At 60.6% G+C, this 25,894-nt stretch carries 21 protein-coding genes and 5 pseudogenes; 14 read left to right on the top strand and 12 right to left on the bottom strand.

Going from position 1 to position 25,894, the window contains the following annotated elements:
* Nucleotides 1-89: 89 nt before the first annotated feature.
* Nucleotides 90-251, bottom strand: a pseudogene (locus AAIL68_RS14440) (transposase); the annotation flags it as partial.
* Between the two features lie 157 nt (nucleotides 252-408).
* Here AAIL68_RS14440 and istA point away from each other — a divergent pair.
* Both istA and AAIL68_RS14430 read left to right on the top strand, forming a co-directional pair.
* Nucleotides 409-1,497: pseudogene (gene istA, locus AAIL68_RS14435) on the top strand (IS21 family transposase); the annotation flags it as partial.
* Between the two features lie 29 nt (nucleotides 1,498-1,526).
* Nucleotides 1,527-1,952 (top strand): annotated as a pseudogene (locus tag AAIL68_RS14430) (IS5 family transposase); the annotation flags it as partial.
* Nucleotides 1,953-2,129: 177 nt separating this feature from the next.
* Here AAIL68_RS14430 and AAIL68_RS14425 read toward each other — a convergent pair.
* The 5 genes and pseudogenes from AAIL68_RS14425 to AAIL68_RS14405 all read right to left on the bottom strand — a co-directional run.
* A complete protein-coding gene (locus AAIL68_RS14425; RefSeq protein WP_347140452.1) occupies nucleotides 2,130-3,134 on the bottom strand; it encodes a hypothetical protein in 1,005 nt (334 codons plus the stop codon).
* Nucleotides 3,135-3,347: 213 nt separating this feature from the next.
* Complete coding sequence (locus tag AAIL68_RS14420) at nucleotides 3,348-4,754, bottom strand: toll/interleukin-1 receptor domain-containing protein (protein WP_347140451.1); 1,407 nt, start codon at nucleotides 4,752-4,754, stop codon at nucleotides 3,348-3,350.
* A 6-nt stretch (nucleotides 4,755-4,760) separates the two neighbouring features.
* Complete coding sequence (locus AAIL68_RS14415; protein ID WP_347140450.1) at nucleotides 4,761-6,365, bottom strand: hypothetical protein; 1,605 nt, start codon at nucleotides 6,363-6,365, stop codon at nucleotides 4,761-4,763.
* A gap of 11 nt (nucleotides 6,366-6,376) precedes the next feature.
* Complete coding sequence (locus AAIL68_RS14410) at nucleotides 6,377-7,657, bottom strand: hypothetical protein (RefSeq protein WP_347140449.1); 1,281 nt, start codon at nucleotides 7,655-7,657, stop codon at nucleotides 6,377-6,379.
* A 116-nt stretch (nucleotides 7,658-7,773) separates the two neighbouring features.
* Nucleotides 7,774-8,240: pseudogene (locus AAIL68_RS14405) on the bottom strand (IS5 family transposase); the annotation flags it as partial.
* A 72-nt stretch (nucleotides 8,241-8,312) separates the two neighbouring features.
* Between AAIL68_RS14405 and AAIL68_RS14400 the strand changes: the two are divergent.
* From AAIL68_RS14400 to AAIL68_RS14390, 3 genes and pseudogenes are all read left to right on the top strand, one after another.
* A protein-coding gene (locus AAIL68_RS14400) for an IS3 family transposase (protein ID WP_347140448.1) occupies nucleotides 8,313-9,400 on the top strand; the annotation gives its coding sequence in 2 pieces (ribosomal slippage) (nucleotides 8,313-8,574 and nucleotides 8,574-9,400; 1,089 coding nt in all).
* 49 nt (nucleotides 9,401-9,449) lie between these two features.
* Nucleotides 9,450-9,719 (top strand): annotated as a pseudogene (locus AAIL68_RS14395) (recombinase family protein); the annotation flags it as partial.
* The gene (locus AAIL68_RS14390; protein ID WP_347140459.1) at nucleotides 9,702-9,926 is read left to right on the top strand and encodes a helix-turn-helix domain-containing protein; all 225 of its coding nucleotides are present in this window, start codon (nucleotides 9,702-9,704) and stop codon (nucleotides 9,924-9,926) included. The pseudogene AAIL68_RS14395 and the gene AAIL68_RS14390, both read left to right, overlap by 18 nt.
* Nucleotides 9,927-9,938: 12 nt before the next feature.
* Here AAIL68_RS14390 and AAIL68_RS14385 read toward each other — a convergent pair whose 3' ends face one another.
* Nucleotides 9,939-10,607, bottom strand: a complete 669-nt coding sequence (locus AAIL68_RS14385; protein WP_347140447.1) for a GntR family transcriptional regulator — start codon at nucleotides 10,605-10,607, stop codon at nucleotides 9,939-9,941.
* Nucleotides 10,608-10,758: 151 nt separating this feature from the next.
* Here AAIL68_RS14385 and AAIL68_RS14380 point away from each other — a divergent pair, with 151 nt between their 5' ends.
* The 3 genes from AAIL68_RS14380 to AAIL68_RS14370 all read left to right on the top strand — a co-directional run bounded on the left by AAIL68_RS14380 (nucleotide 10,759) and on the right by AAIL68_RS14370 (nucleotide 13,714).
* The gene (locus tag AAIL68_RS14380) at nucleotides 10,759-11,457 is read left to right on the top strand and encodes an aspartate/glutamate racemase family protein (protein ID WP_347140446.1); all 699 of its coding nucleotides are present in this window, start codon (nucleotides 10,759-10,761) and stop codon (nucleotides 11,455-11,457) included.
* A gap of 30 nt (nucleotides 11,458-11,487) precedes the next feature.
* Nucleotides 11,488-12,846 (top strand): NCS1 family transporter, encoded by a 1,359-nt coding sequence (locus tag AAIL68_RS14375; protein ID WP_347140445.1) that lies wholly within the window; start codon nucleotides 11,488-11,490, stop codon nucleotides 12,844-12,846.
* A 187-nt stretch (nucleotides 12,847-13,033) separates the two neighbouring features.
* The gene (locus tag AAIL68_RS14370) at nucleotides 13,034-13,714 is read left to right on the top strand and encodes an aspartate/glutamate racemase family protein (RefSeq protein WP_347140444.1); all 681 of its coding nucleotides are present in this window, start codon (nucleotides 13,034-13,036) and stop codon (nucleotides 13,712-13,714) included.
* A 1,108-nt stretch (nucleotides 13,715-14,822) separates the two neighbouring features.
* Here the strand turns inward: AAIL68_RS14370 and hmpA are convergent.
* Nucleotides 14,823-16,013, bottom strand: a complete 1,191-nt coding sequence (hmpA, locus tag AAIL68_RS14365) for an NO-inducible flavohemoprotein (RefSeq protein ID WP_347140443.1) — start codon at nucleotides 16,011-16,013, stop codon at nucleotides 14,823-14,825.
* A 78-nt stretch (nucleotides 16,014-16,091) separates the two neighbouring features.
* Between hmpA and AAIL68_RS14360 the strand changes: the two genes are divergently transcribed.
* The 6 genes from AAIL68_RS14360 (at nucleotide 16,092) to AAIL68_RS14335 (ending at nucleotide 21,396) form a co-directional block, all read left to right on the top strand.
* On the top strand, nucleotides 16,092-16,508 hold the full coding sequence (locus tag AAIL68_RS14360; RefSeq protein ID WP_347140442.1) for an Rrf2 family transcriptional regulator: 417 nt from the start codon (nucleotides 16,092-16,094) through the stop codon (nucleotides 16,506-16,508).
* Between the two features lie 386 nt (nucleotides 16,509-16,894).
* Entirely contained in the window at nucleotides 16,895-18,550 is a 1,656-nt protein-coding gene (gene ccoN, locus AAIL68_RS14355; protein WP_347140441.1) for a cytochrome-c oxidase, cbb3-type subunit I, read from the top strand.
* 4 nt (nucleotides 18,551-18,554) lie between these two features.
* Nucleotides 18,555-19,331, top strand: coding sequence for a cytochrome-c oxidase, cbb3-type subunit II (gene ccoO / locus AAIL68_RS14350; RefSeq protein WP_347140440.1), 777 nt, complete (start codon nucleotides 18,555-18,557; stop codon nucleotides 19,329-19,331).
* Nucleotides 19,332-19,335: 4 nt separating this feature from the next.
* Nucleotides 19,336-19,506, top strand: coding sequence for a cbb3-type cytochrome c oxidase subunit 3 (locus tag AAIL68_RS14345; RefSeq protein WP_347140439.1), 171 nt, complete (start codon nucleotides 19,336-19,338; stop codon nucleotides 19,504-19,506).
* The gene (gene ccoP / locus AAIL68_RS14340; protein ID WP_347140437.1) at nucleotides 19,497-20,369 is read left to right on the top strand and encodes a cytochrome-c oxidase, cbb3-type subunit III; all 873 of its coding nucleotides are present in this window, start codon (nucleotides 19,497-19,499) and stop codon (nucleotides 20,367-20,369) included. Before AAIL68_RS14345 ends, ccoP begins: the two co-directional genes overlap by 10 nt.
* Before the next feature lie 199 nt (nucleotides 20,370-20,568).
* Complete coding sequence (locus AAIL68_RS14335; RefSeq protein ID WP_347140436.1) at nucleotides 20,569-21,396, top strand: DUF2189 domain-containing protein; 828 nt, start codon at nucleotides 20,569-20,571, stop codon at nucleotides 21,394-21,396.
* 12 nt (nucleotides 21,397-21,408) lie between these two features.
* On the opposite strand, the gene ccoS is transcribed toward AAIL68_RS14335, so the two are convergent.
* The 4 genes from ccoS to AAIL68_RS14315 form a co-directional block, all read right to left on the bottom strand.
* Nucleotides 21,409-21,585: a cbb3-type cytochrome oxidase assembly protein CcoS gene (gene ccoS, locus AAIL68_RS14330; protein ID WP_347140435.1), complete on the bottom strand. Its 177-nt coding sequence runs from the start codon at nucleotides 21,583-21,585 to the stop codon at nucleotides 21,409-21,411.
* Nucleotides 21,582-23,852 carry a heavy metal translocating P-type ATPase gene (locus AAIL68_RS14325; protein WP_347140433.1) on the bottom strand — a complete coding sequence of 757 codons (2,271 nt, stop codon included), beginning with the start codon at nucleotides 23,850-23,852 and terminating at the stop codon, nucleotides 21,582-21,584. Before AAIL68_RS14325 ends, ccoS begins: the two co-directional genes overlap by 4 nt.
* Before the next feature lie 419 nt (nucleotides 23,853-24,271).
* On the bottom strand, nucleotides 24,272-25,315 hold the full coding sequence (locus AAIL68_RS14320) for an IS30 family transposase (protein WP_347140432.1): 1,044 nt from the start codon (nucleotides 25,313-25,315) through the stop codon (nucleotides 24,272-24,274).
* Nucleotides 25,316-25,425: 110 nt separating this feature from the next.
* Nucleotides 25,426-25,894, bottom strand: a 469-nt coding sequence (locus tag AAIL68_RS14315; protein WP_347140431.1) for an IS30 family transposase, incomplete at its 5' end; no start/stop codon positions are given.

Here is a 25,894-nt window from a genome sequence, read left to right as displayed (position 1 = left end):
AGGGAACGTCTCAACCCCTGTATCGGCATGCACTGCGGGAGCTGCGGTGGCGGGGCCTTGCGATGGGCTGGATCGACCCGCCGCAGAGCCTGGACAATGGTGCCGTCAATCAGTGCGTATTCGAAATCGGGCTCGCCACGGATCTCTCTGAAGAGACGCTCGAAAACTCCACCTTTGGCCCATCTGCGAAACCGGCGGAACACGCTGTTCCAGTTTCCGAACTCCGATGGCAGATCACGCCAGGGCAAACCGGTTGTCAGTGGCAGCCGTAATCTCCTCAAAACGGGCAACTGAAAAATCCCCGCACCGCGAGCGGCTTTGACAATTTCCGGACCTTGGATATCCGGAAATTGGCGAAGCCGCGGATCACTGGCCTGATGCCCTCCACAACCAGGTGGAGGTATCGAGGTGAAGGGTTTGAGGGAGATCGTCTTGATCCATGATCTGCGCCGACAAGGTCTGAGCATCACCGCCATTGCGCGAAAGCTTGGATGTGACCGCAAGACCATCCGGAAATATCTTGCTCGGGGTCTTGAGGCCCCTGTTTACAAGCCGCGGGCGCCACGCCTCAATCTGCTGCGGCCGTTCGAGGCCTACCTGCAGGAAAGGGTATCCAGCTTTCCGGAACTCTCGGGCCGGCGGTTGTATAGAGAACTGGTCGAGCTCGGCTTCTCCGGAAGCTACTCGACGCTGAAGCCCTTTCTGCGGGAGATCCGCCCCGCAAAGACAAAGCCGTTTGCCCGCCGCTTCGAAACGCCGTCAGGCCGTCAGGCCCAGGTGGATTTCGCCGAGTTCACCGTGGAGTTCACCGACGAACCCGGCGTCATCCGAAAGGTCTGGCTGTTCTCCATGGTGCTTGCCAACAGCCGCTGGCTGTGGGGGCACTTCGTTGCCAGCCAGAACCTGCAATCCGTGCTGCGCTGCCACATTGCTGCCTTCGTGGCGATGGGCGGCGTGCCGCAGGAAGTTCTCTACGACCGGATGAAGACTGCCGTCATCGGCGAAGATGAGGCCGGGATCGTGACCTACAATCCCGCGCTTGTCGCGCTGCTGAACCATTATGGCGTTGTGCCGCGTGCCTGCCGCCCTTATCGCGCCTGCACCAAGGGCAAGGTGGAGCGACCGTTCCGCTACATTCGCCAGGACTTCTTCCTGGCCCGGTCCTTCCGCAACCTGGACGATCTCAACCGGCAGTTCGAAGCCTGGCGCTGTGAGATCGCCAATGCCCGCACCCACGCAACGACACAGCGGATCGTTGACGAGGCATTTGCCGAGGAAAGGCCGGCTCTCCAGCCGCTCCCCGCCCTTTGCTACGAGGCGGTGCTGTCAGTCGAGCGTCGGGTCAGCCGCGACGGAATGATCTCGGTCGGCGGCAATCTTTACAGCGTTCCCGATACTGCGCGGCGGCGGCTTCTGGAGGTCCAGCATCACCCTTCCGAGCTGAGGATCTTCGAGGATGGCCAGCTCATCGCCCGCCATCCGATCCTCGAGGGCAAGGATCACCAGAAGGCGAGCGGCGCAAAAGGGGGACTCAGGCTCAGGCCATCGGGCGTTCACGCGGCGGACTGACCACGAAGATCGTGGCCTTGGTCGATGCCTTGGGCAACCTGTTCGACTTTGTTTTGCTGCCCGGCCAAGCTCACGACCTGAAGGGCGTTGCACCGCTGATCGAGGACATCGCCTTCGACGCCCTTCTGGCGGACAAGGCGTTTGATGCCGACTGGCTGCTTGCAGAACTGGACGCGCGGCGCGCGAGCGCAGTTATCCCGCCGAAAGCCAATCGCACGATCAAGCGTGACTACGATAAACACGCCTACAAGTCGCGGCACATGGTCGAAAACTTCTTCGCGAAGATAAAGGAGTTCCGGGCCATTGCCACGCGCTATGAAAAGACCGCATGCAGCTACGCCGCTAACTGGCATCTCGCCGCAACCATCATCGCCTCACGATGAATGTCCACGGACCCTAATCAAGTAATAGGATACTGACATGGCAACTGACGAGGCGTGTCGTCGTCATGGACCTAGCCCATCTGTTTATAAATATAGTTTAACTTTTTGAATGCCCTAAACATTGGCACTGGTGACCGAGTAAACTCAAAATCAGAACAACCTCTTAAGCATCGCACCTCAATCACTTCCGGCTATGTCGCGTTTGTCCAAGATTTCTTCAAGGCGAGTCAGGGCGCCCTTGGTTGCTTCGGTCTTTTCTAGCCATTGGCGATGCTCGTTCGAGATATGCTCGTCTACAGCAAGAGCGAACTCCAATGCCGCCTGCGGCCGGCCTTCTACCGCAGCGTCCCGCACGTCGTCGAGTTTCCGCGACAGTTCCACAAGATTTGCATAGGTCCGGATATAGCGCTCAGAGTTACGGTGATCTTGGGTGAGCTGCTCTCGCCCGATGGCATATGCACCTAGAGCTGCACCGCAGACAGTAAGCGCACCCATAATGTGTTGAGCAGCTCCCGACGCAAGCCCCACGACGCTCGTTAGCGCCGCAAGCCCTGCGCCTATGGCACCCAAGACCACGGTCCTATGCCCTGACTGCTCATGTTGCCGAGCGCGTGTCAAGAAATAGGCTTTCTGAACGTCGAACTGATACCGACGGAAGTATTCCAGTGCCAGAAGTGGCGCAGGGGCAGGTTGCTGGACTGCGTATTTTACCACGTCCTCAAAATAAGCAATGCGTTGGGTTTCTGCCGCGGCTCGCTTAGCCATCCAGGACTCTAGAAGCCGTCCTTGTCGCAGGATGTAGAGCGATATAACGCCCATAGTTGCAGCGACAGAAGCGACGATACCCAGCACCGTATTGCCATAAGCCAGAAGTCCTACCTGTAGTGAAATGGTATCCACCGCCGCTAGCGACCAGGACATTGCGCCAGCAGTCGCAGCGGAAGTAACAAGTGCGGCAAGATTGGCGCGGAACATCCAAGTCTTGTAACGCGCCGCAGCCTCTACGGCGTCACAATCGAACTCCAAGTAAGTTTGAGCCACGGCCCGTGCGCCGGCGCGTTCGAGCATGGCTGTGAGTTCTGGTGCAGTTGCACGATACTGCTCGCAATGCTCTTCAAGGTTGAGCACATAGTCCCGTTCGCTGGCCGTCCCTACTATGCTATAAGCAGCTATCCAGTTCATTCCGACCTTCCCTTTCCACCCCTCTGTCGGCGTCTAGATTTCACCATAGTTCATGCCACTCGGGCACGTTGTGCTTCGAGAGTTCAACCTCTGCGCTGTGAGGCGGTTTTTAGCAGCTTCATACAGAGTATCTTGGTTTCGCCGGTGGTACCCCGCCCATAGTCTCTGTCTAAGTTATTTGCATCTTGCCAGCTTTGCCTGGTTCTTCAACGATCAATTGGTCCTGGTGGCACAGCGGATCGCCTGTTCCATCTGCAGAACAAGGTCTGGTTCCCTAGCATCGATCATCTGAATAGGACCAAGTATCCAGCGTAAGCCTTGAGGCGGATCGGCCGACTCTAGCAGGATAGGAACAAGTATCTTGCCCCGCGCATCCGCGTATTTCACCTCGCGCGATACATACCGCGAAGCAGCGGCGGCCTTGCTCAAGAAGAGGAGAAGCACACTACAATGTTCTAGCCGCTCCTCAATATAGGCGTCCCACTCGACGCCGCCTGGGATGCCGCTGTCATACCAGACGCGGACCCCATGCGACGCTAGCTGGTCAAGGATCGGGGCGATCCGTTCCGCATCGCATCGCGAGTAGCTGACAAAGGCATAGGATGCGCTGCCAAAATATGGTTCTGCCTCGGCCGGGCGCAGAGGCTTCGTATGAGCGTCTTGGACGTCCAACACTTCCAATTTCGCTGGCTGCGGATCGGGCGAGATCCAGCCGAGGAGGTCACAAAACGCCTCCGGTTCGGCACAGCGCCCAATCTTCTGCGCAGGTGCGGGAGATGTCTCAGGTCCAAACAGCAATTCGACTGGCATCCCAGTCACAAGCGCCTCCTCCTCATCTGGGTTTGTCGTCCTGATTTCGGGTAAAATAGACCAGCGTAGTTCCGATGCAGACGGTTTCCAGATTCCGCGTACGACCTCTGTTAGCCATTCCCATGCCCCAACCGTATCAGCAACGGCTAGGTACTCGTCTACGGTTAGGCATGAGCGTGAAAAATGGTCGACTCGCGCACGCTGATCGGCCAGGAGTCCGGATGGCATTCCCGGCACGCGCTCGAGCCGGAGAAGGTTCCTGCGGGCAGTCCGTAGCGTCTCAGGATCGAGATCGACGGTCGCGAAATGTACGACATAGTTGAGTGCGTGGCCTGCCAGGAGAGCCTGCCGGGCCAGATCGTTAAGCCGCTCTCGCAGGCGCCAGGGTGTCGTCAGCCACGTCTCGCCTGCCGCGAGCAGCGGGCCCGGGTCCGCGATGCGAGCATGCCTAGGCGGCAGCTTCCCGATCAGGATCTCGTTCAGTCTGTGGGATTCTGCTGCCCGGAGGGTTTCCACTCGCGCTGTCCCGGATCGCTCGAGGCGGGTGAATGCGGCCAGCCACCGTGTCAGAGCGACCTCACGTTCAGAGGGACAGGCTACCGCAAGTACACGCTCAGTGGGCTGATCGGGATGGATTGAGAGCCGCAGCGACATGCCGGTCGGCGTGAGGGCGTTTCCCATTGCCGCCAGGCCGCGCACCTGCTCCCGCCACAGGCTGACCATGGTATCACCGACCGGCTCGCCCACGACCCGTACCACGCCCTGGACGATGCTCCCTCCCTCCACGGCTTCGTAGCGCGCGAGATACATGGCGGCTCAGTCAACTCGTTTCAGACGCGAGAGGCCGCGCTCTTTCTTGCCTTTCCGGCCCTCGTCGGGGCCGACGAGGCCGCTGCGGTCGGCGCGCTGGATGGTAAAGTCAATTTCTTGGTCGATCGCGTGCTCGGCAGCAATCTGTCTAACCAGTTCCGTCATCCGACTATGCGCCCACTCGATAGCACAGTTGAGATCAACGACGTCGTACTCAGTTAACAGCTCTTGGCTTGGATCAACGATGTTGATGACCACGCGCTCGCCCGTCTTACGATCCACGCCGCGCGCTAACTGCCGCTCCGCCCAGCGTCCGCGATTGAGGAAGGCGTCCCAGCCGATGTAGAGGTCGCGGCCATAGACATGGAACTGGCAGAAGACGAGCGCGCGCCGGAACGACAGCACGACCTGTTCGCGCTCTTCCTTCCCTTCGGCGCCACGGGTCGCTACCCGTTCAACCCAAGCAGCAAGTTCCGGATGCGCTGCTTCGCGGATGCGGGTCAGAAAGTGTTTGCGGGCCGAGTCAGCCTCGCTTCCGATGTCGGGCAGTACAGCATGCCAGTAGTCACCGAGTGCCAACACCCGAGGTTCGGCAAGTGGCCGACCCTCGTTGTATACAAGGTAGGTCTGCTGGCTGCGGAATGCTGCCAAGCCGATGAGGGCAACGATAAGAAGGAAGGGACCCGTCCAGCCGAGGCCGCTTATCGGATCAAGCAATGGTCCGAAAATCGAGCCGATCGCTGCCGTATGAAGTGCCCACCACATCTCCATAAACCACAAACCAGGCTGGAACACGAAGCTCAGCATGCCGGCAACGATCAGGAGGACAAGACTAAGCCTGCCACGACGACGCGCATGCAGCACGACCGCACCAATAAGCAGGCCAAGAGTGATCACCCCTTCGTCGCTGAGAAAAGCGGTAAGCTCCCATGAGATGGCAGCCAAAATCTCGCGCAAGCCATATTGAAGGTTCCCAACCATCTGAATGAGAGTGCTGCCCGGATCGATGATGAGGCCGAAGGCGATGCCGGCAAAGATTGCTAGCCGTGCCAAGAGGCTGAACGGGTCGGAGCGCAGCGAAACAAGCCGGTTGCGCGGCCGCCAGAACTGGAGCGGATTGGTCCGCAACTGCGGTTCGCTGAGACGAGGCAGACCCGGACCGTCGATAAGACCGTCCACGAGTTTGCGCAGCGCATCGTCGCCAAGCCTGCCGTAGAGCCGCACCTTTGGCAGTTGCCCTCGGTTCTCGATGCCGACACGGTACACGAGTTCGAAGCGGTGGTGCGGCCGCGGCTCGACGGCGATGGTGAGTTTGATACGCTCGCTGAATTGGCTATGCTGGAGCCAGCATTCCCATTGTACCCAGGCGGGGTGGACCTCGTCGCCGGACTTAAGGACGAGGGTCTCGAAACCACGCGCCGCGCAGGCTGCTTCAATCCCGGCGTAGAGACGATCGCGCTCAATGGCGGCGCGTCCCCACAGGCTGGAAGCGTGGCGGCGGAGGATGGGCCTTGCATCAATGTCCGGCACAACTGCATCGGCAGTGCCGCTGCTTCCGAACGTCGGGCGTCTGGTTAGCTGCGTCGATCCCGCATCGGTAATGCTTGTCATGACGGCTCCTCTCAAGCGATTCGGCGCATACGGAATCGCCGACTTTGCGTCTTCGATTCGTTCTTGCTGTCGCTGTCGCTGCGGCGGCCCAAGGCGTCGTCTCGCTGCCCGCGGATGATCGTGAAATCAATCTCCTGGTCGATCGCGTGCTCGGCCATGAGCAGCTTGACGTGCTCGCGGATCTGGCGGTGCACCCACTCCGCGACGCCGTTCGCATCGGCGAGCTGATAGTTGGTCGGGAGAGTTATCCCGGATTGAACGGTAGTCAGCCGGGCCTTCACGCCATGGACCGGACTATAGCCCTGGCTGACGTCGATTTCCTTCCAGTCGCCGCAGTCCAAGTGTGCGTCCCAGCCGACGTAGAGATCCTCTCCATAGCCATAGACGTGACAGAATACGACTGCGCGGCGAAAGCGCACAACGATCTGCTCGCGCGCGATAAGGTCATCCAAAACTCTGTAGTCGACGGTTTCGAGGCCGATGACAGCCTCCTCGGGGCAGGTCGAGCGGAGACGCTCGAGCAGGCTCTCGCGACACGGCACGGCCTCCCGACCGATGCCGCGGACGAGCGCATACCAAGTATCCAAGAACAGTAGCGATCGCGGCACTGACGCCGGTCGGCCGCAGTCCATAACGAGGACGCGCCGATCGGTGAGGCGAATAAGCCCGTCGACGCCCAAGACCAGAAAGCTTAGAACCAAAAAGATAATGCTTATCGCCCCGATCGGAAGCGAACCAAAGATCAGCAAGCCAAAACCGGCCTTCTGCAAATCCGAAAGACCGAGATTGGGAATTTTGTTGCGTCGGAAAAGGTTTGTGAAGGGTTTCCAGCGAAACAGCGGCGGTCGCTTGTTGCCTGTCCCCGCTGCATAATCCACAAGCTGGTCGATAGCGGCGTCGCCCAGCATATCGGGATCCTTGATACTCGCGAGCGCAAGCTGGCGCTTGGTCGTCCAGCGATCTATGCCACGGTCATGCAAAGAGGTTTCGACTAGTACCTCGCGGCGATGGTGCGGTAGCGGCGTAAGCTTCACGTTAATCCGGAAGCGTGCCGTCGTCCATATATTTCGGTCCGGTATCCAGGCATCGAACGACACCCACCCGGGCCATGTACCGAGCGGCGACCGGCGCACGAAGACCGTTAGGTTGCGCTTAGCCGCGGCTTGGCGAAACGCTGTAGCAATTCGGTCGAGTTCAACCTCGCAGTAATCCCAAAGATAACCGTTCTCAACACGCAAGAAAGGTGTAGCCTTCCTCACGTCATCAACGCGTCCGGCAACTGCGGGGCGCATGAAATCCTCCCAAACACACGCTCAGCTGATGTCAAATAGCTTGAAGCGTGTAATTTACTTACTACATACTTTTTATATACCATTTTTTATGAATTTTTCCATAATAAAATACTGAATTAGTGTGAGCTGAATCGTAAAAACCGGACAGTGAAGGTCTCTGGGCAGCGGTCGTAACGGGTTGCCACTCGTCGCCAGTCGTTGAGATGCCCGAACATGATCTCGATCCTGTTGCGGCGTCTATAGCGGCGCTAGTCATGCTTGACGAGTTTGCCGCGCGACTTCCGGCCCGGGATGCAGGGCTTTATTCCCTTGTCTTCCAATGCATCTCTGAACCAGTCGGCATCATAGCCCCGATCAGCCAGAAGCCACTCAGCTTTGGGCAGGCTGCCCAGCAGCGCTGCCGCACCGGTGTAGTCGCTCACCTGTCCCGCCGACATGAAGAACCGGATCGGGCGGCCTTTCGCATCGGTGACGGCGTGCAGTTTGGTGTTCATGCCACCCTTGGTGCGCCCGATCTGACGCCCACGCCCCCTTTTTTCGCACACAGGCTGGAAGCCGTGCGATGCGCTTTGAGATAGGTGGCATGGTAATCCTCCCCATGGTTAAGGGGATGCATGAGTAGAATTTTCTCGGCAAAACGGACGAGGAGATTCCGATGAAGAAGAGCCGTTTCACCGAGGCCCGGATCATGGGCGTGCTGCGCCAGGCCGAGGGCGGGTTGCCTGTGGATGAACTGTGTCGCGAGCATGGGATCAGCAGCGCGACGTTTTACAAATGGCGCGCGAAGTATGGCGGCATGGATGCATCCATGATGAGCCAGATGAAGGCCCTCGAGGACGAGAACCGGCGGCTGAAGCGCATGTTCGCCGACCTGAGCATGCAGGCCGATCTGCTTCGCGAGGCGCTTGGAAAAAAGTGACGCGGCCAGCTCAGCGCCGCGAGCTGGCCACGAGGGCGGTGGCGACGAAAGGGATCAGCATCGCGCTGGCATGCCGGGCGTTCGGCGTTAGCGAGACCTGTTTCCGCTACAGCCCGAAGCGCGACAACGAGAACGACCTGATCGGAGATCTGCTGGTGGGGCTGACAAAGGCGCACAAGACCTGGGGCTTTGGGCTATGTTTCCTGTATCTGCGCAACGTCCAAGGCCATGTCTGGAACCACAAACGCGTCTACCGGATCTATCGTGAGCTGGAACTGAACCTGAGGATCAAGCCTCGCAAGCGCCTGAAGCAAGAGAAGCCAGATGAGTTGGCTGTGCCGGAGGCGCCCAACGCGGTCTGGTCCATGGATTTCATGGCGGATCGTCTTGGGGATGGCCGAGCCTTCCGGCTTCTGAACATCCTGGACGATTTCAACCGCGAAGGACTGGGCATTGAGGTGGACTTCTCGCTGCCTGCGGAGCGCGTTGTTCGCACTCTGAACCAGATCATCGAGTGGCGCGGGCAGCCTAAAGCCATCAGGGTTGATAATGGCCCGGAATACATCAGCGGAAAGCTGGTCGAGTGGGCCGAGAAACGCAAGATTGCCCTGACCTATATCCAACCCGGAAAGCCCCAGCAGAACGCCTATGTCGAGCGATACAACCGGACGGTCCGGCACGAATGGCTGGACCTCTACATCTTTGAAACCATCGAGGAGGTGCAGGAAATCGCCACCGAGTGGCTGTGGACTTACAACAATGAGCGCCCCAACATGGGCATCGGCGGGATCACCCCTGCCATGAAGCTGAAAATGGCCGCGTGAATTCTACGGCTGCGCCCCGCTAAAACGGGGAGGATTACCTACCAAGCGCCCGGCTTTGGAGGCGGCGCTTGCCTTCCTGCGCCCCGAAGATCAGCTTGTAGTCTGGAAGGTGGATCGGCTGGGCCGGTCCTTGCGCGAGATGCTGGACACGGCGCACAAGCTGCAAGGGCAAGGTGTCCGACTCCGGTCCCTGACTGAGGCCATAGACACAGAGACCTCGACCGGTCGGCTGATGTTCAACTTTCTGGGCACCATTGCCGAGTACTTCCTCGACCTTAACCGGGAGCGTACTCTTGAAGGCTTGAAGGCCGCGGCTGCCAGGGGGCGCAAGGGTGGACGACGGCGCAAGCTGTCCGACGACGATCTGACCATGGCCCGTGCGTTGCTGAAGGACACGAACATCCCTGTAGCACAGATCGCCAAACGGCTGAACGTGAGCCGGGCTACCTTCTATGCCTATTTTACGCAGGCGAGAAGCAAAGGCTTGGCGTCGGAAGAAAGCAGCAGGGTTTCGCAGAATCCTTGAAGGTCGCCCTGTCTACCGAGTGAGTATTCGGCGTAGGTCGCTTGTCTCTGGCACCGTGTCGAAGACCAGCTGAGCCTCGATATGACGCAGGTGCGCTTCGACCAGGTCACTTGCCTTTTGGCCGTCTCCTGACCGGATCGCCGCGGCAATCTCGCCATGCTCATTGTCCTGGCAGAGAACATGATTTGATCCAGCGAAAAAACCGATGATGAGCGAGCTGCGCATGATCAGCTCATGCAGAAATTCGGCAAGAACGTCGTTCTGCCCCAGCTTGGCCAGAACAACGTGGAATTCACCCGACAGGCGGATCGCGCGCGCACGATCGCTGTTCCTCCTGGCGTCGACTTCAGCCTGCACCAGCCCGTCCAGTTCGGCAAGATCAGCCTTTGTAGCGCCCTGCGCGGCATTTCGCGCCAGCGTCTTTTCGATGGCCCGCCGGGCCTGAAAGACATTATGCGCCTCTGGTTGGCTGGGTATCCGTACAAAGGCGCCACGGTTGCGCTTCAGTTCGACCGTCTTGCGAGTGGCCAGAACCACAAGCGCGCGCCGCACATCTGTCCGGCTGCAATCATAGATCTCGCAGAGTTCCGGTTCGCTGAGTTTGGTGCCCGCTTTCAATCGTTGCTCGAGAATCGCGGCAATTACGCCTTCGACGATCCGGCTTTCCGCATTCTCCGCCATAAATCCAAGATTGCCCCTTGCCTGAACAAACGGAAGCTATGCCGCCGATCCGGGCAGCACAAGAAGCCCAGCAACATTTCTGACATGAATTGTTGACACATCACGTCCGAATCGTTGACGATCCGGAAACAGAAGCAAGCCGGAGGCGCCCATGAAAATCCTTCTCGTCAATCCCAACGCCACAGCCTCGATGACCGACAAGATCGCCGCCAGTGCCCGGCGCGTGGCAGGACCGGGGGTCGAGATCATCGCCCGAACCGGGGAAGGATCGCCCGCCAGCATCGAAGGTCACTATGACGAAGCGATGTCGGTGCCGGCCCTGCTGCGCCATGTCCGCGAAGCCGAGCAGCAGGGCGTGGCCGGCGTCGTGGTGGCCTGCTTTGATGACCCCGGCATCGGCGCCTGCCGGGAGCTGGCAAGCGGCCCGGTCATCGGCATTGCCGAGGCCGCGATGAAGGCCGCGACCATGCTTGCCACCAGCTTTTCGGTCGTCACTACCCTGCCCCGCTCGGTCCCGGTGATCGAGGAACTGGCCCGCCGCTATGGGGTGGACCACCAGTGCCGCAAGGTCCGCTCGGCCAGCATTCCCGTTCTTGCACTCGAGGAAGAAGGCTCGGGCGCCAAGGAAAAGGTGCGCGACGAAATCCTGCGCGCCATCCGTGAGGACAATTGCGAGGCGATCGTCCTGGGCTGCGCGGGCATGGCCGACCTGACCGACTGGCTGTCGCGGGAGACCGGGGTGCCGGTCATCGACGGCGTCACCGTTGCGGTCAAGTTCGTTGAAGGGCTGGCGGCAGTTGGCCTGGGGACCAGCAAGATCTGCGCCTATGCGCAGCCGAACCAGAAATAGACCAAGATCAACAACAGGGAAGGTTCAGATATGTCGTCAATGGAGAATCTGGCCGTCGGCCATGCCACCGATACCGGCCACAAGAAGGTGGGCGAGGAAACGCTTGCCCCGCAGCGCCACCGGATCATGGATCCATGGTCCTATCTGTTTGCCTGGTTGGGCGGCTGCGTGTCCATCGGAACATTCACCGTCGGTTCCGGCCTGGCGGGGACGCTGAACCTTCTTCAGGTGTTCCTGGCCATTGCCATCGGCTGCACTGTCATCGGCATTGCTTTGGCAATCAACGGCGCTGCGGGCCATAAGTACGGCATCCCCTTTATGGTGCAGGCGCGGTCGTCTTTCGGCTTTGCCGGCACGCGGCTGCCCGCCCTGGTCCGGTCGGTGCCCGCCATCGTCTGGTTCGGCTTCCAAAGCTGGATCGGCGCGGGCGCGCTGAACCTGGTGTCGGTGACGCTGTTCGGGTTCGACAGCATCGTCTTCTGGTTCATCGCCTTCCAGTTCCTGCAGATCGGCCTGTCGGTCCTGGGCTTCAGCGGCATCAAGTGGCTGGAAAACATCGGCTCGGTCTTCATCATAGGCGCGCTGATCTACATGTTCTTCAGCGTCATCGGCAAATACGGCGACCAGATCTCGACCAACCTGTTGCAGGCCGAGGGCACTTGGGGCGCGCCCTTCTGGGGGGCCACGATGCTGTTCCTCGGCGTTTACAGCACGATGATGCTGAACGTGTCGGACTATTCGCGCGAGCTGAAGGAAAGCGTCTCGCCGCTGCGCCAGGTGGTGATCTACGCCAACTCGATCCTGCCCGCGACGCTGTTCATGGGCCTGATCGGCCTGATGGTGTCCAGTGCCACCGGCGAGGTCGATCCGATCAAGGTCTTCTCGAGCGCAGTGGACAACAAGGTGCTGCTGATCATCACGCTGCTGTTCATCGTCTTCGCGCAGGTCACGACCAACGTGCTGAACAACGTGATCCCGCCCGCCTATGCGCTGATGGACATCTTCAAGCTGAACTTCAAGACCTCGGCGGTCCTGGTGGGACTGCTGGCCTTCGCGACCTTCCCTTGGGAACTGGTCAAGGACGAATCCGCCGCCGGGCTGAACCTGTTCATCCAGACCTATTCCGCCTTCCTGGGACCAATCTTCGCAGTACTGGTGGTGGACTACTACATCCTGCGCAAGCGCCAGTTGAACCTTGATCTGCTGTACGATGAGGACGGTCCCTACAAGGGTGTCAACTGGGCAGCGATCATCGCCACGGCAGTCGGCATTGTCTTCGCGCTGATCTTTTCTGGCATCTCGTGGTATGCCAGCCTGATCCCCGCAGGCGTGACCTATTACGTGCTGATGAAGTCCATGCCCTCGGCACGCCGTTTCCTGTCGAACTGACTCAGGAACTTAGGATCGGACGTCCGGCCTGTCATAGAGGGCCGGACGGTCACCCTTTCAGCACTTCGCTTCGCCCCTCGCAAGGATTGAACCCATGTCCCGGACATACCAACTTCGCGCGGGCGCTGCCGTTTCCCGCCGCATCTCGCATGCCGCCGTTGCAGTGCTTTGGCTTGCCGGAGGCAACATGGCCGCAGCCGAGAGGCCGGCCATTGTCCTGATCAACCCCAATTCGAACGCCGCCGCCACTGAAAGCATGACGGCGCTTGCCCAAGAAGCTGCCGGTGAAAAGGCTCGGATCCTGGGACGGACAAACGACGCAGCTCCACGGCTTCTGACCGCCCCTGAAGACATGGTCCAAGCCGCCAGCGGGGTTGTCGAGATCGGCCGGCAGGCGGCTATGAGCGACGGCTCCGCTGCGTTCATTGTTTCCGCGTTCAGCGATCCGGGCCTGGCCGAATTGCGCGAGGCGCTGCCGGATGCCGTTGTCGTGGGCATCGGTGAGGAGGCGTTTCACGAAGCGGCTCGTGACGGTCGCTTGTTTGCCATCGTAACAATCACCCCGGATCCTGCGTTGATAGAGTCGTTCCAAGCCAGAGCAGAGGATCTTGGTTACGCAGAGCAGTACAAGGGCGTCCGCGTCACACCCGGCGATCCAAAAGATCTCGTTGAGAAGCCCGAGCAACTCGATGCAGCCTTGGCCAAAGCGGTAGAGGAAGCGATCAGCGAGGATGGTGCGGAAGCCGTCATCATGGGCGGCGGTCCCTTGTCAGCCCCTGCCATGCGCATCCAGCCGCGTTTCGACGTTCCGCTTGTCGTCGCCGTGACGGCCGCCACAAATGCGGCGTTGAAGAAACTGGCTAGGTAGCAACGTCCACATCTTGCACGGGCACCAAGGTTTCTCGAAAGGTGCCCGTCGACTGCAATCGCTAACGTTGATCGCCCCCTTACTGAGAAAGTTCTCGGACCAATCATGCGAGACTCAGCTTGATCAGGTTTTGCAGCACCGGACAGAGGGTTGCCCTAAGGAGATCAGGCGTCCGCTGAACGATCCCCTTATGAACGCGAGATAGCCTCAGCAAGTGACGGCAAGTCAGCTGCGTTTCAGCTTCATGATTTCGACATCTGCTTCTGATCTACTGTCTTGCAGTGCAGATCGAGCCTGACAGAGACCACGTCGAATCCGAGGCGACTGGCTTCCTGCTTCAAAGCAGAGAGAAGAACATTCGACCTGAACGGCTCGAACGAAGCTTTTGATAAACCTTGCTGCGACGCCTGCTATTGCGGGAGCTGCGCGGCCGCCTGTTCAAGCATGGCCGGCATTTGAGTACGAGGAGGAGCGAAGGCCAGGACCATCAGCAGCGGGGCGAAGGTAAAGCGGCCGATCACGACGCTGGCTCCTGCCGCTTGCGCTCACTGAGGCTGGTCAGGCTGCCCATGAGGTTAAACTGGCCGTGCTGGAAGGCGCGGGTCATGCTGAGCAGGTAGCCGCCTGTTACAAGCATCGAGAAATGTCCCGTTCTCCGCCATTCAGAAATGTCCATCAGGCGCGACGGGGCGGGCAGTCGGGCAGGGCGGAGACATCCGCCATTGAACAGGTTTCCAGCCAAAGATCAGATAGCATCAACGGGCTGCGATGCCGCGTTCAAGACGTCATGACCCTGGCATGCCTGACCGCAGTTCCTCCCGTGGCACATCCAACTGCACGCGCGTCGACGTTAAGACACTACCGTCGCGCCCGCAGGTCAACCGGACCCGCCATTGAGGCGACTGGAAGGTCAGGCGGGTCTTTCCTTCATCATCGCCTTCACCTCGTTCCACAATGCTCCTGATCCTCCCGGACCGCATGAGGGCCTGAAAGCTGGCCACATCGAGCTCCAGAAGTGCTGCAATCTCGACCGCGTCAACGACAAAACGATCCTGGTCGAAGGCGATCCTTGTGGCAGAGCCGGGAGGCATGGCACCGCTCCTGCTCTTTATGTCGCGAGTTGCTCGTCGGCCGGGCCGAAGAACTCATAGTGGATGCGGTTGGCAGGGATACCCACATCCTTCAGGCCCGTAACAAAGTGGCGCAGGAAGGGTCGGGGGCCGCAGAGATAGACCTCCGCATTGTCCAGGGGCGTGTTGGCCCGCAGCCAGTTGATGGTGATCCGGCCCGCATTTGCCCCCTTGTCGGCGCCACTCTCGTAGAAGGTTTCGACCAAAACATTGCCATGCCGGGCGGCAGCGAGCCGCACCTGAGCATCAAGGGCATGATGTGCCGGGCTGCTGGTGCCATGGACATAGAAGACGGGTACATCGCGATGCTGTTCTGCCAACACCTCCAGCATGCTGACGACGGGCGTCAGGCCGACGCCGCCCGACAGCAGGACCAGCGGACGCTGCGGATCCTCGGCAAGATGGAAGTCTCCGGCAGGTGGCGTGGCCTCAAGGATGGTGCCGACAGGCGCGCGATCATGCAGGAAACAGGATGCCTCTCCGTTCGGCTCTCGCTTTACGGTGATCCGGTAGCCCTCGTCGCTCGGACTGCTGGAGATGGAGTAGTTCCGCTTGACGCCCGCAAGGCCGGCCTCGTCGAAGCGCAGGGTCAGATACTGCCCCGGCCGGTGCGGGACAACAAGCCCGCCGTCCTCGGGGCGCAAGATGAATGAGACGATCCCCTCCGCCTCGACCTTCCGTTCCGTCACCACGAAGCGGCGCCAGTCGGTCCAGCCTCCGGGTTTTGCTTCGATCTCTGTGCGGATGGCGTCTTCGCGTTCGATCAGAAGCTCTGCCAAGAACCAATAGGCTTCGCCCCATGCCTGCAGAATGTCCAGCGTCGCTGCATCGCCCAGAACCTCTTCCATGGCGCCAAGCAGAGCTTCGGCCACAAAGGGATAATGCTCCGGCAGGATCGCATAGCCGATGTGCTTCTGGGCGATCCGTTCCACTGCCGCGCCCAAAACGGACAGGTTGTCGATGTTCTGGGCATAGGCCAGCACGGCCTGCGCCAGGGCAAGGCGCTGCGTGCCCCTCTTCTGATTGGCCTGGTTGAACAGCACAGCGATGTCTTCGTTGCGGAACAGGCGGCGATACATCGTTTCGGTGATGACGGAACCATGTTGTTCCAGCGCTGGCACCGTCGCCTTCACGACGGCGATGGTCTGTTGCGACAGGGGACGCGGCATGAGTTTCTCCTAATCATGCATTTATAATGCATCTATAGATCCCTATACAGGTATTGGAAATACATCTAATGTAAAAAGATGAAGTTGACCCGCTACACCGACTATGCGCTTCGTGCGCTGATCTACCTTGCCGGCCATGATGGCGGGCGGGTGTCGATCCGGCAGATCGCGGAAGCCCATGGCATCTCGCAGAACCACCTGATGAAGATCATTCAGGACCTAGGGGCTGCCGGCTTCATCAAGACCACCAGGGGACGGCACGGGGGGCTCGCGCTGGCGCGGCCGGCGGCGGACATCACCATAGGTCAGGTTGTCCGACATACCGAACGCGACAATGGCCTTGTCGATTGCAGCACCTGCCGGATCGCCGAAGGATGCAGCCTGCCGGACGTCTTTTCTGAAGCCAGAGAAGCTTTCATGGCCGTGCTGGACAAGTGCCGCCTGTCGGATGCAGCCCGAACCCCGGATGCCTTTCGGCATTTGTTCGTGGCCTGACGGAGCAATCTCGGCAGCAGCGCTGGCCGGAAGGTCTTTCGTCTGTCTCTCCGCTTCAGTAGCCTGATCAGCGCTCGTCCAGCTGAATGTAGAATGGTTTTGCTCCCTTCTCTGTCCGCAAGTGGAGCCTCTTCTGGGCAGGCGAGGGAGAATATTTAAAGTCAGTAAAGTATTGTCAGCTTCCCTTTCCGCTCTGTGATAGGGCGAAGGCGACGAGCAGGCTGATGAGCATCCGATTTCATGAGCCGGCCGACTCTAATGCCACACACCATTTCCACCTCTCCAACCACGGCGGTTCAGCGTCACTGCAGGTTTGTCGAACCACCCGGTTCACAGCTTCGCGATGATCTGCCATGCTGCCAACGATGCGAAGCGCAGGAGCAAGCATGATTAACAATCTGACTGTGGCGGAGCGCCAGTTGGCCCTAGTCGTTTTGCTCATCGGAGGGCTCATCGGTCTGACGATGGCGGCGGTGGGCGCAGGAGAACCATTCGGGGCACACGGGTTTCTTGTCCTGTTCTTCTGCGCGGCCCTGTTCTTTCCGGTGCTGTCGCGCCTGGACGAGCCGGAGCCTTCACCCCATGCCGGGCGGAGCTACTACGACGATCCGATCAAGGTCGGTCTCATCCTGGCGATGGTCTGGGCCGTGATCGGAATGTTCTTCGGTCTCTGGGTCGCTTATCTGCTGGCCTGGCCGGACCTGACCATTGACGCCCCTTGGGCAAGTTTCGGTCGCCTGCGCCCTGCGCACACGACGGGCGTGATCTTTGGCTTCGGCGGCACGGCCCTTATCGCCACCTCGTTCCATGTCATGCAGCGCACCAGCCGGGCCCGCCTTGCCGGGCAGTTCAGCCCTTGGTTCGTGCTCCTTGGCTACCAGCTTTTTGTCCTGATCGCGGTCAGCGGCTACCTGATGGGCGTTACCCAGTCCAAGGAATACGCCGAGGCAGAGTGGTATGCCGATCTCTGGCTGGTGGTGGTCTGGATCACCTACTTCGTCCTTTACCTCCGCACGCTCGCGCGTCGGAATGAGCCGCATATCTACGTGGCCAACTGGTACTACATGGCCTTTATCCTGATTGTGGCCATCCTGCACATCTTCAACAATCTTGCACTCCCGGTCTCTTGGGCGGGGTCGCGCAGCTATATTGTGTGGTCCGGCGTGCAGGATGCGATGATGCAGTGGTGGTACGGCCACAACGCCGTGGCGTTCTTCCTGACCGCAGGCTTCCTCGGCATGCTGTATTACTACCTGCCGAAACGGGCAGAGCGGCCGATCTATTCCTATCGCCTGTCGATCCTGTCGTTCTGGGGGATCGTGTTTTTCTATGTCTGGGCCGGGTCGCACCACCTGCACTATACCGCGCTGCCGCACTGGGTGCAGACGCTGGGCATGACCTTTTCAGTGATGCTGCTGGTTCCATCTTGGGCCACGGCGGCAAACGCGCTGATGACGCTGAACGGCGCCTGGCACAAGGTGCGCGACGATGCGACACTGCGGTTCATGATGGTGGCGGCGATCTTCTACGGCCTGACCACCTTCGAAGGCTCGTTTCTTGCAATCCGCGGGGTCAACGCGCTGTCGCATTACACCGACTGGACGGTCGCGCATGTCCATGCCGGCGCGCTTGGCTGGAACGCGATCCTGATCTTCGGGGTGGTCTACGCGGCCGTCCCGGTGATCTGGCGGCGCGAACGAATGTGGTCGAACCGGCTGATTGAATGGCACTTCTGGCTCGCCGTGCTAGGGACCGTCGTCTACGTGCTTGCAATGTGGAACTCCGGGATCCTGCAAGGCCTGATGTGGCGGACCTACACGGACGCCGGAACGCTGCAGTATCCGTTCATCGCGTCCGTTCTGGCGATGAATCCCTATTACGTCGCACGGGCTGTGGGCGGGACAATGTTCTTTGTCGGCACGCTGATCGGCATCTACAATCTCTGGATGACAATCCGTCAGGCGCCGGCAGCGGCTTCCGTGAGTGATCATCCAGTGTCCGTGCGCGACGAGGCGGGTGAACGCGGCGTTCCGGCGGAGTAAGATCATGCTGAAGAAACTTCTCACGCCGTTCCGCAAGTTCTTCCACGGCGTCTTCGGGTTGCAATACAAGCTGGAGCGCTACTCGCTTGGCCTGGCGATCGCGATCATCATCGCGGGCAGCATAGGGGGCGCGGTAGAGATCGCGCCGCTGTTCACCATCGATGAGACGGTGGAGGACGTGCCCGACATGCGCGTCTATACCCCCCTGGAGCAAGCCGGACGTGACATTTACATCCGCGAGGGCTGCTATACCTGCCACAGCCAGATGATCCGCACGCTTCGCGACGAGGTGGATCGCTATGGCCCCTATTCGCTTGCGGTTGAATCCAAATACGACCATCCGCATCTCTGGGGCTCGAAGCGGACGGGTCCGGATCTTGCGCGGGTAGGAGGCAAGTATTCGGATGCATGGCATTTTGCGCATCTTTACTATCCGCGCGATGTGACTCCGGATTCGGTCATGCCCGCCTATCGCTGGCTGGCGCGGCGGAATGTTGACCTCGACGACATGCCGCAGCGGCTTGAGGCGCTGCGGCGCGTTGGTGTTCCTTATACCGACGAAATGATCGCCAATGCGGTCGCCGACGCACGCGGACAGGTGGCGCCAGACAGCGCGCTGGCCGAGGGCCTGATCGAGCGTTACGGCGAAGAGACGACGATCCGCAACTTTGATGGCCAGTCAGGTGTTCTCACCGAGATGGACGCGATCATCGCTTACCTGCAGGTGCTTGGACGACTGGTCGACATCACCGCGACCGCCCCGGCCCTTGTGGAGGAGTAGGGCAATGGAGATCGACCACGACACGCTTGTCGCTTTCGCCAAGACGTTCGGCTTGTTCTACCTGATGGCGATGGCCGGGCTGGTCACGCTTTACGCGCTCTGGCCCTCGAACGGGAAACGGTTCGACCGGGCTGCCAAAAGCGTGCTTGACGATGAGGAGGGCCCATGTCGGTAGAAGAACGCGATCCGCTGACCGGCCACCAGACGACCGGCCACGAATGGAACGGGATCACCGAGCTTAACACCCGCGTGCCGCGTGCGGTCTGGTGGGCCATCGGCATCACCCATGTCTGGGCGCTGATCATCTGGATCCTGCTTCCAAGCTGGCCGCTGGTCACGACCTATACGAAAGGACTGCTGGGCGTGAACCAGCGGGAGCTTGTCCAGGGGGAAATCCAGGCCGGGCAGAGATACCGCGCATATTGGGAAACGAACCTGTCGGCTGCTTCGCTGGACGAAATCCGGGTTGAGCAGGCGCTGATGGATGTCGTGGTGGCAAGTGCCCCGACGCTTTGGGGCGACAACTGCGCCGCTTGTCATGGAATGCTTGGCGTGGGCGGACCGGGCTTTCCCAACCTGACGGACGCTTCCTGGCTTTGGGGCGGCAGCGACGAGGCGGTGCTCGAGTCGATTCGCGTGGGGATCAACGCGACCCATCCCGACACGCGGGTTTCGGAAATGCTGGCTTTTGGCGACCTGGGGGTTCTGACGCGGGACCAGATCCGAACGGTGACCGCCTATGTGCAGTCGCTATCCGGGCTGGCCGATCCAGGGCCGGAGGTCCGCGCAGAAGGGCAGACGATCTTTGAGGAGAACTGCGCCAGCTGTCATGGCGAGGAGGCGACCGGAATGGACGAGATCGGGTCGCCGGACCTGACGGACGACTTCTGGATCTATGGCGGCAGCGACGAAGCGATATTCACATCGATCCACGACGGGCGGCGCGGCTGGATGCCGGCATGGGAGGGGCGGCTGAGCGAGGCGCAGAACAAGATTCTCGCGCTTTATCTGCTCGACATCCTGCCGAACGCGCGATGAGTGGAACGAGCAGACACGGATCGCGCCGGTTCTGGATCGCCCTGGCGGTTGCAATAACCGCGCTGGTGGCTGCGGCGAACATCCACCTGGTGCATGTTTCGATCGCTTCTCAGCCCGGTTGCGTTCCGCACCTGAAAGCGCCCGATGGCAGCGGCACGACCTACCGCGCCGCCAAGTCGTCCTGTTGACGGAGATGTCGATGGAATCCCATTCTGTCCTTCCGAAGATCGTGCCGCCCTTGCCGCGCCCCAATCTCAAGGCGCGAAATCTGCCGAAGAGTACGGCGCTTGAATGGCTGAAGGCGGGCTGGCGCGATCTCTGGATGAACCCGATCCCCAGCCTGTGCTACGGGCTTGCAGTTTTTACCCTTTCGGCCTTTGTTGTCTGGGGTATGTTCCGGTTCGAGGTGGATTACTTCTTCCTGCCGGCGCTGAGCGGATTTCTGGTCCTTGGTCCGCTGATCGCAACCGGTCTTTATGAAAAGAGCCGCCGGCTGGAAGAAGGCAAGCGTACTGGTCTTGCAGGCATGATCTTCGTACGGCCCGCTTCGCGCTATCAGGCGGTGTTTCTCGGCTTGCTGCTTCTCCTGTTGTTCATGCTGTGGCAGCGGGCTGCATTCCTGCTTTACGCGCTGCACATGGGCGTGCGGCCGTTCCCGGGCTTCGACGAGGCTTTGCAGATGATCTTCACGACCTGGATCGGATGGTCGCTGTTGATCACCGGAAGCATCATTGGCGGCCTCTTCGCGGCCTTCGCCTTTGCCGTGGGTGTCTTTGCCATGCCGATGATGCTGGAGGAGCGGACCGATGCGCTGACCGCGATGGGCATCAGCATGACGCTTGTCTGGAGCAACCTGAGCGTCATGCTGTATTGGGGGGCGATTGTCGTTGGGCTGTTTGCCGTTGCCCTTTTGACGGGTCTTCTGGGACTCATCGTGATCTTTCCGCTGCTGGGACACGCGACCTGGCACAGCTACCGCGCCATCCGAATAAGCCGCGGCGAAAGCGTCTTCTTCCGACCGGAATAATACGAGCAGAACCTATTCGTCGTCGTTCTTGGCGCAGTCGGGAAGCGGCCTGTCGTCGCTGTCCAATACCCGCTCGGCCGCGCCCCTGAGATCTTCATACTGACCGCTGCGCATGCTCCACAGGAAGGCGCCAAGGCCGAGCAAGCCCAGCACGATGCTGGTGGGGATCAGGAGAGCGAGGACGCTCATTGGGCGGTCTCTTGGGCGGGGTGGTTGGCGAGACGGGAAAAAGGCAGGCGTTCCAGGCGGATCGAGTTTGCAACCACCACGATGGAGGAGGTCGACATCGCGATCGCCGCCAGCAGCGGTGTCACATGTCCTGCCACCGCCAGAGGGATCGCGAGGCAGTTATAGAGGATCGCAAGGCCAAAGTTCTGCCGGACCAGCGTCTCCGCTCGTCGCGCGATCCCATAGGCGCCCGTCACCGCGTCCAAACCGTCGCGTGTGAAGACGAAATCTGCCGCGAGCCGCCCGGCGTCCGATGCAGACCCTGGCGCCATGGAAACATGGGCTGCGGCAAGTGCCGCAGCATCGTTCAGGCCGTCGCCGACCATCAGGACGTGCCTGCCTTCCGCACGAAGTTCTTCCAGCCGAGTGATCTTCTGCGCCGGTGTTGCGCCCCAGGCAACCCTGTCGAAGGGGATGTCGCGGGCGATTGTTTGCGTCGCCTCTCGCCCATCGCCGGATAGGAGTTCGACGCGTATTCCGGCTGCGCGGAACGCCGCAATGGCCTCTGCCGCGCCGTCCCGCAGCGTCTCGGCGACAGTGAAGGTGGAAAGTGGACCGCCCTCAAGCGCAAAGGCCGGGCCGCTGCCGAATGTCTGGGTCGCTGTCCTGTGACCGGTCGCAATTTCGGCAACCCAGTCGGGCCGCCCGAGACGAGCGCGATGACCGCCAACCACCGCTTCTATGCCGCAGCCGGGCGTTTCGCGGAGTTGCTCGACCGCCGCAGGCGAGGCCGGGATGCCGAGCACGACCGCCCTTGATGCCGGGTGAAGCGAGCGGGAGGCAAGCGCGGATGCGATGGCCCGTTCCTCAGGCGACACAGGGCCGCCTCCGGCCAGAACAGGCGTTCCGGTGGTGATGGTGCCGGTCTTGTCAAAAACAGCGGTGTCGATTGTCACCAGCCGCTCCAGCGCAGAGCCGTCCTTCATCATGATGCCTTCGCGGAACAGGCGCCCTGCGGCGGCGACGTGCACCACGGGAACGGCAAGCCCAAGCGCGCAGGGGCAAGTGATGATGAGAACCGAGATGGCAATGAAGATTGATTCATACCAGCGGCCGGTGGCGAGCACCCAGCCCACCAATGTCAGTGCCGCCAGCAGGTGGACCACGGGCGCATAAAGGCGCGCTGCCCTGTCCGCAATCCGTACATAGATGCCGCGCCCCTGTTCGGCTGCGGCGAGCATGCGCGAGACCTCGGCGAGAAACGAACTTTCTGCCGGACGGGTGACGCGCATCCTGATCGCGCCCGTCAGGTTGAGGATACCGGCTTCAATCGGAGCGTTGGGGCCGGCCGGCACGGGAGCATGTTCGCCTGTGACCAGCGAGCGGTCAAGGTCGGTGGTGCCGTCAAGGATGAAGCCATCCACCGGGATCCGCTCTCCTGGGGCGATGCGCAGCACCATGTCGGGCTGAAGCTGATCCAAAGCGAGATAGGTCGTCGTCCCGTCCGGCAGTTCGCGCATGGCGCCGCGGGCTGCGAGGCGAGCAAGGCTTGTGACTGCACTGCGCGCCTTGGCCCGCATGAGCTGGTCGAGGTATCGGCCGACAAGAAGGAAAAAGAGCAGCACGACCGCAGCATCGAAGAAGACGTGCCGGCCGTTCATGGCGGTTTCAAAGACACTCAGCCCTGTGGCAAGGAGCACGCCAAGCGAGATCGGCACGTCCATGTTGAGGCGCCTTGCCTTTAACGCACGCAGTGCCGAGCCAAAAAATGGCCGACCAGAGTAGGCGACAACGGGAAGCGCGATCAGCGCGGACACAATGTGGAACACCTGACGCGCAGCGCCTTCGGCCCCGGCCCAAACCGAGACTGATAAAAGCATGATGTTGGCCGCGCCGAATCCGGCCACGGCGACGCTTCGAAGCAAGCTTGAGGCGACACCGCTTTCGGTCGCATCAGCGGGAGTGGCAGGGTCGAGGAGCGTGGCAGGATACCCCCGCGCCTCGAGCGTCTCCAAGGCCGGCAGAGGATCGGTTTCGGGATCGCGCAGCGTGATCGTAACCTGTCGCAGCGTCAGGTTCGCACGCGCGGCAACGACGCCATCACACTCGGCAAGCGCCCGTTCGACTGCGCCGATGCATTTCCCGCAGCTGATGCTTGGCACGGAGAGGCGACAATGGCCCCGCCCGTCGGTGCCCCTCTGCACTCGTTCTATGCGCTCAGCGCGCCGAAAGCGTGCAGCAACTGTGGAAGATAAGGTGTCCTTAAACGAGATGTCGGAACAGCTCACGTCAGCTCCTGGTTGAGCGCAGCATGCATCTGTTTCTTTACATCAAAGTCGCACGGCTTCGAAGCCTTTTGCAGGAGGAACCGTACTCGATATGCCGCCATCCTCTTTACCTGTTTTCCACCCATGGGTTGTCGAATTTGGCCTAATGTTGGTCAGTGTGGCACTGGCTGCAACCCGCAGGGGTGTGGCGTTTGTTTTCTATTGCCTTCGGAAACGCGCAGCCGGGGCGGGCAAGCTATGGTGAAACATACGGAATGCATCACATCTTGTCGGCACCGAAGTTGTCGTGCTGGTTGAACCTAGCGGTGCATCGTGATCATGGCACCTGTTCCTGTCGCTTGCGCTCTCTGAGGCCGATCAGGCTGCCCATCAGGTTGAGCTGTCCTTGCTGGAAGGCGCGGGTCATGCCGTTGGACGCGCTAGCCCAAATGCGACTTTGGTTGCCGGGAGAGTTTCTCGCGTCTGTAGCCGCGCCCGAGCAGGTTGGCCTTGAAGACCTCCGCGGGGGTGCGGAAGCCCAGGCACTTGCGCGGCGTGGCATTGAGGCCGGCACAGAGCTGACGGAGTTCGTCCTGAGAGAGCGTATTCGGATCGGTGTCGCGGCACAGCCAGCGTCTGAGCCGCTTGTTGGCATTCTCGACCGCACCTTTCTGCCACGGCGACTGTGCTTCGCAGAACCACGTCTGCGTGCCCACCTCGGCCTGCAGATGCGGCCAGTCGACGAACTCGGATCCACGGTCAAAGGTGATCGATCGGCAGGCATGTCGGGGCAGGGGCGTGAGCGCTTGGGCGATCTGCGCCATGATCGGCTTGGTGCGTTTCTCCTCGTTCTTCAGCGCGACCAGGAAGCGGCTGGTGCGCTCGATCATTGTGGTGACATTGGCAGGCCCGTATTTCTGCCGGAACAGCACCAGATCTGCCTCCCAATGCCCGAACTGCCGGCGATGCGCGATGACGTCGGGGCGGAACAAGATGCTGAGTTCCGGCGCAAATTTGGGCGGCGGGCGCTTGCGCAGCCGGTAGCCGCGCCGACGCCTCCGGCCGGAGGGCAGGTGGCGCCACAACTCACCTCGACGACCGTCTTGGGAATAGATGTGTTGATAGATCGTCTCCTGGCAGACCCGGCGCGGAGCATTCTCGTAGCGCATCCGGCCGGCAATCTGCTCAGGGGTCCACCCAGATCGGAGACAACGCTCGACCTGGTCACGCAACCCAGGATCGCGCACCAGCTTGCGCTGTCGCGTCCTCCGTCCATCCGAATAGCCTTGCGCCACGACGCACCAGTAGCCGCTGAGCTTCGGGATCTCGCTGTCGTGGAAATGATTGCGCCTCAGCTCACGGAAGATCGTCGAGCGGTGCCGGCCGAGCCTGCGCGCCATCTCGTCAGGGCTCAGCTTCATCTGCCGCCAGCGCTCGATCTTGCGCCGCTCGGAAAGGGAAAGGTGAGAGAACCGAACCTTCATTCTATGATCCTTTCATGGCTCAACCCATTGTTGAGCACAGAAAGTCGCATTTCAGGATAGCGCGTCCCCGGGTGTGGACTCACGCCGAAGCGCAAATCGTTGTTTTTCTTCTACTCCAGTCTGTTTCTGATGGCCATCAGGTTGCTTTCGAACACCTCGGCGGGTGTTCGGAAGCCCAGACACTTGCGCGGCGTGGAATTGAGGCGGTGGCAAATCGACCTCAAATATCGATTTGTCAGAGCCGTAGGCTCGGTCGAGCGGGGCAGGTGCTTTCTCAGCCTGCCATTCGTGTTCTCGACCGTTCCCTTTTGCCATGGCGCCTGTGGATCGCAGAACCAGGTGGCGGCACCAATCCCGTCCTTCAGTCGCCGCCAGGCAGAGAACTCGGTGCCACGATCAAAGGTGATTGACTGGCGTGCTTCGGCGGGCAAGGGGGCGAGCCCCGCGATCAGCGCTTCCATGATCGGCTCGGAGTGCCGATCCTCATTGCGCATGGCAACCGTAAACCGGCTGACCCGCTCGACCAGGGAGGTGACATTCACCTTGCCGTTTTCCTTGCGGAACATCATCAGATCGCAT

Origin of the sequence: Paracoccus sp. SSK6, from assembly GCF_039770665.1 — a bacterium.
GTDB lineage: Bacteria > Pseudomonadota > Alphaproteobacteria > Rhodobacterales > Rhodobacteraceae > Paracoccus.
Note: the sequence above shows the minus strand (reverse complement) of the source record. Positions and strands in the feature narration are given on the sequence as shown.

Coding starts and splice junctions, on each gene's coding strand:
- AAIL68_RS14425 (WP_347140452.1), bottom strand. CDS start 3,134: ATGAACTGGATAGCTGCTTATAGCATAGTAGGGACGGCCAGCGAACGG.
- AAIL68_RS14420 (WP_347140451.1), bottom strand. CDS start 4,754: ATGTATCTCGCGCGCTACGAAGCCGTGGAGGGAGGGAGCATCGTCCAG.
- AAIL68_RS14415 (WP_347140450.1), bottom strand. CDS start 6,365: ATGACAAGCATTACCGATGCGGGATCGACGCAGCTAACCAGACGCCCG.
- AAIL68_RS14410 (WP_347140449.1), bottom strand. CDS start 7,657: ATGCGCCCCGCAGTTGCCGGACGCGTTGATGACGTGAGGAAGGCTACA.
- AAIL68_RS14385 (WP_347140447.1), bottom strand. CDS start 10,607: ATGGCGGAGAATGCGGAAAGCCGGATCGTCGAAGGCGTAATTGCCGCG.
- AAIL68_RS14380 (WP_347140446.1), top strand. CDS start 10,759: ATGAAAATCCTTCTCGTCAATCCCAACGCCACAGCCTCGATGACCGAC.
- AAIL68_RS14375 (WP_347140445.1), top strand. CDS start 11,488: ATGTCGTCAATGGAGAATCTGGCCGTCGGCCATGCCACCGATACCGGC.
- AAIL68_RS14370 (WP_347140444.1), top strand. CDS start 13,034: ATGGCCGCAGCCGAGAGGCCGGCCATTGTCCTGATCAACCCCAATTCG.
- hmpA (WP_347140443.1), bottom strand. CDS start 16,013: ATGCCGCGTCCCCTGTCGCAACAGACCATCGCCGTCGTGAAGGCGACG.
- AAIL68_RS14360 (WP_347140442.1), top strand. CDS start 16,092: ATGAAGTTGACCCGCTACACCGACTATGCGCTTCGTGCGCTGATCTAC.
- ccoN (WP_347140441.1), top strand. CDS start 16,895: ATGATTAACAATCTGACTGTGGCGGAGCGCCAGTTGGCCCTAGTCGTT.
- ccoO (WP_347140440.1), top strand. CDS start 18,555: ATGCTGAAGAAACTTCTCACGCCGTTCCGCAAGTTCTTCCACGGCGTC.
- AAIL68_RS14345 (WP_347140439.1), top strand. CDS start 19,336: ATGGAGATCGACCACGACACGCTTGTCGCTTTCGCCAAGACGTTCGGC.
- ccoP (WP_347140437.1), top strand. CDS start 19,497: ATGTCGGTAGAAGAACGCGATCCGCTGACCGGCCACCAGACGACCGGC.
- AAIL68_RS14335 (WP_347140436.1), top strand. CDS start 20,569: ATGGAATCCCATTCTGTCCTTCCGAAGATCGTGCCGCCCTTGCCGCGC.
- ccoS (WP_347140435.1), bottom strand. CDS start 21,585: ATGAGCGTCCTCGCTCTCCTGATCCCCACCAGCATCGTGCTGGGCTTG.
- AAIL68_RS14320 (WP_347140432.1), bottom strand. CDS start 25,315: ATGAAGGTTCGGTTCTCTCACCTTTCCCTTTCCGAGCGGCGCAAGATC.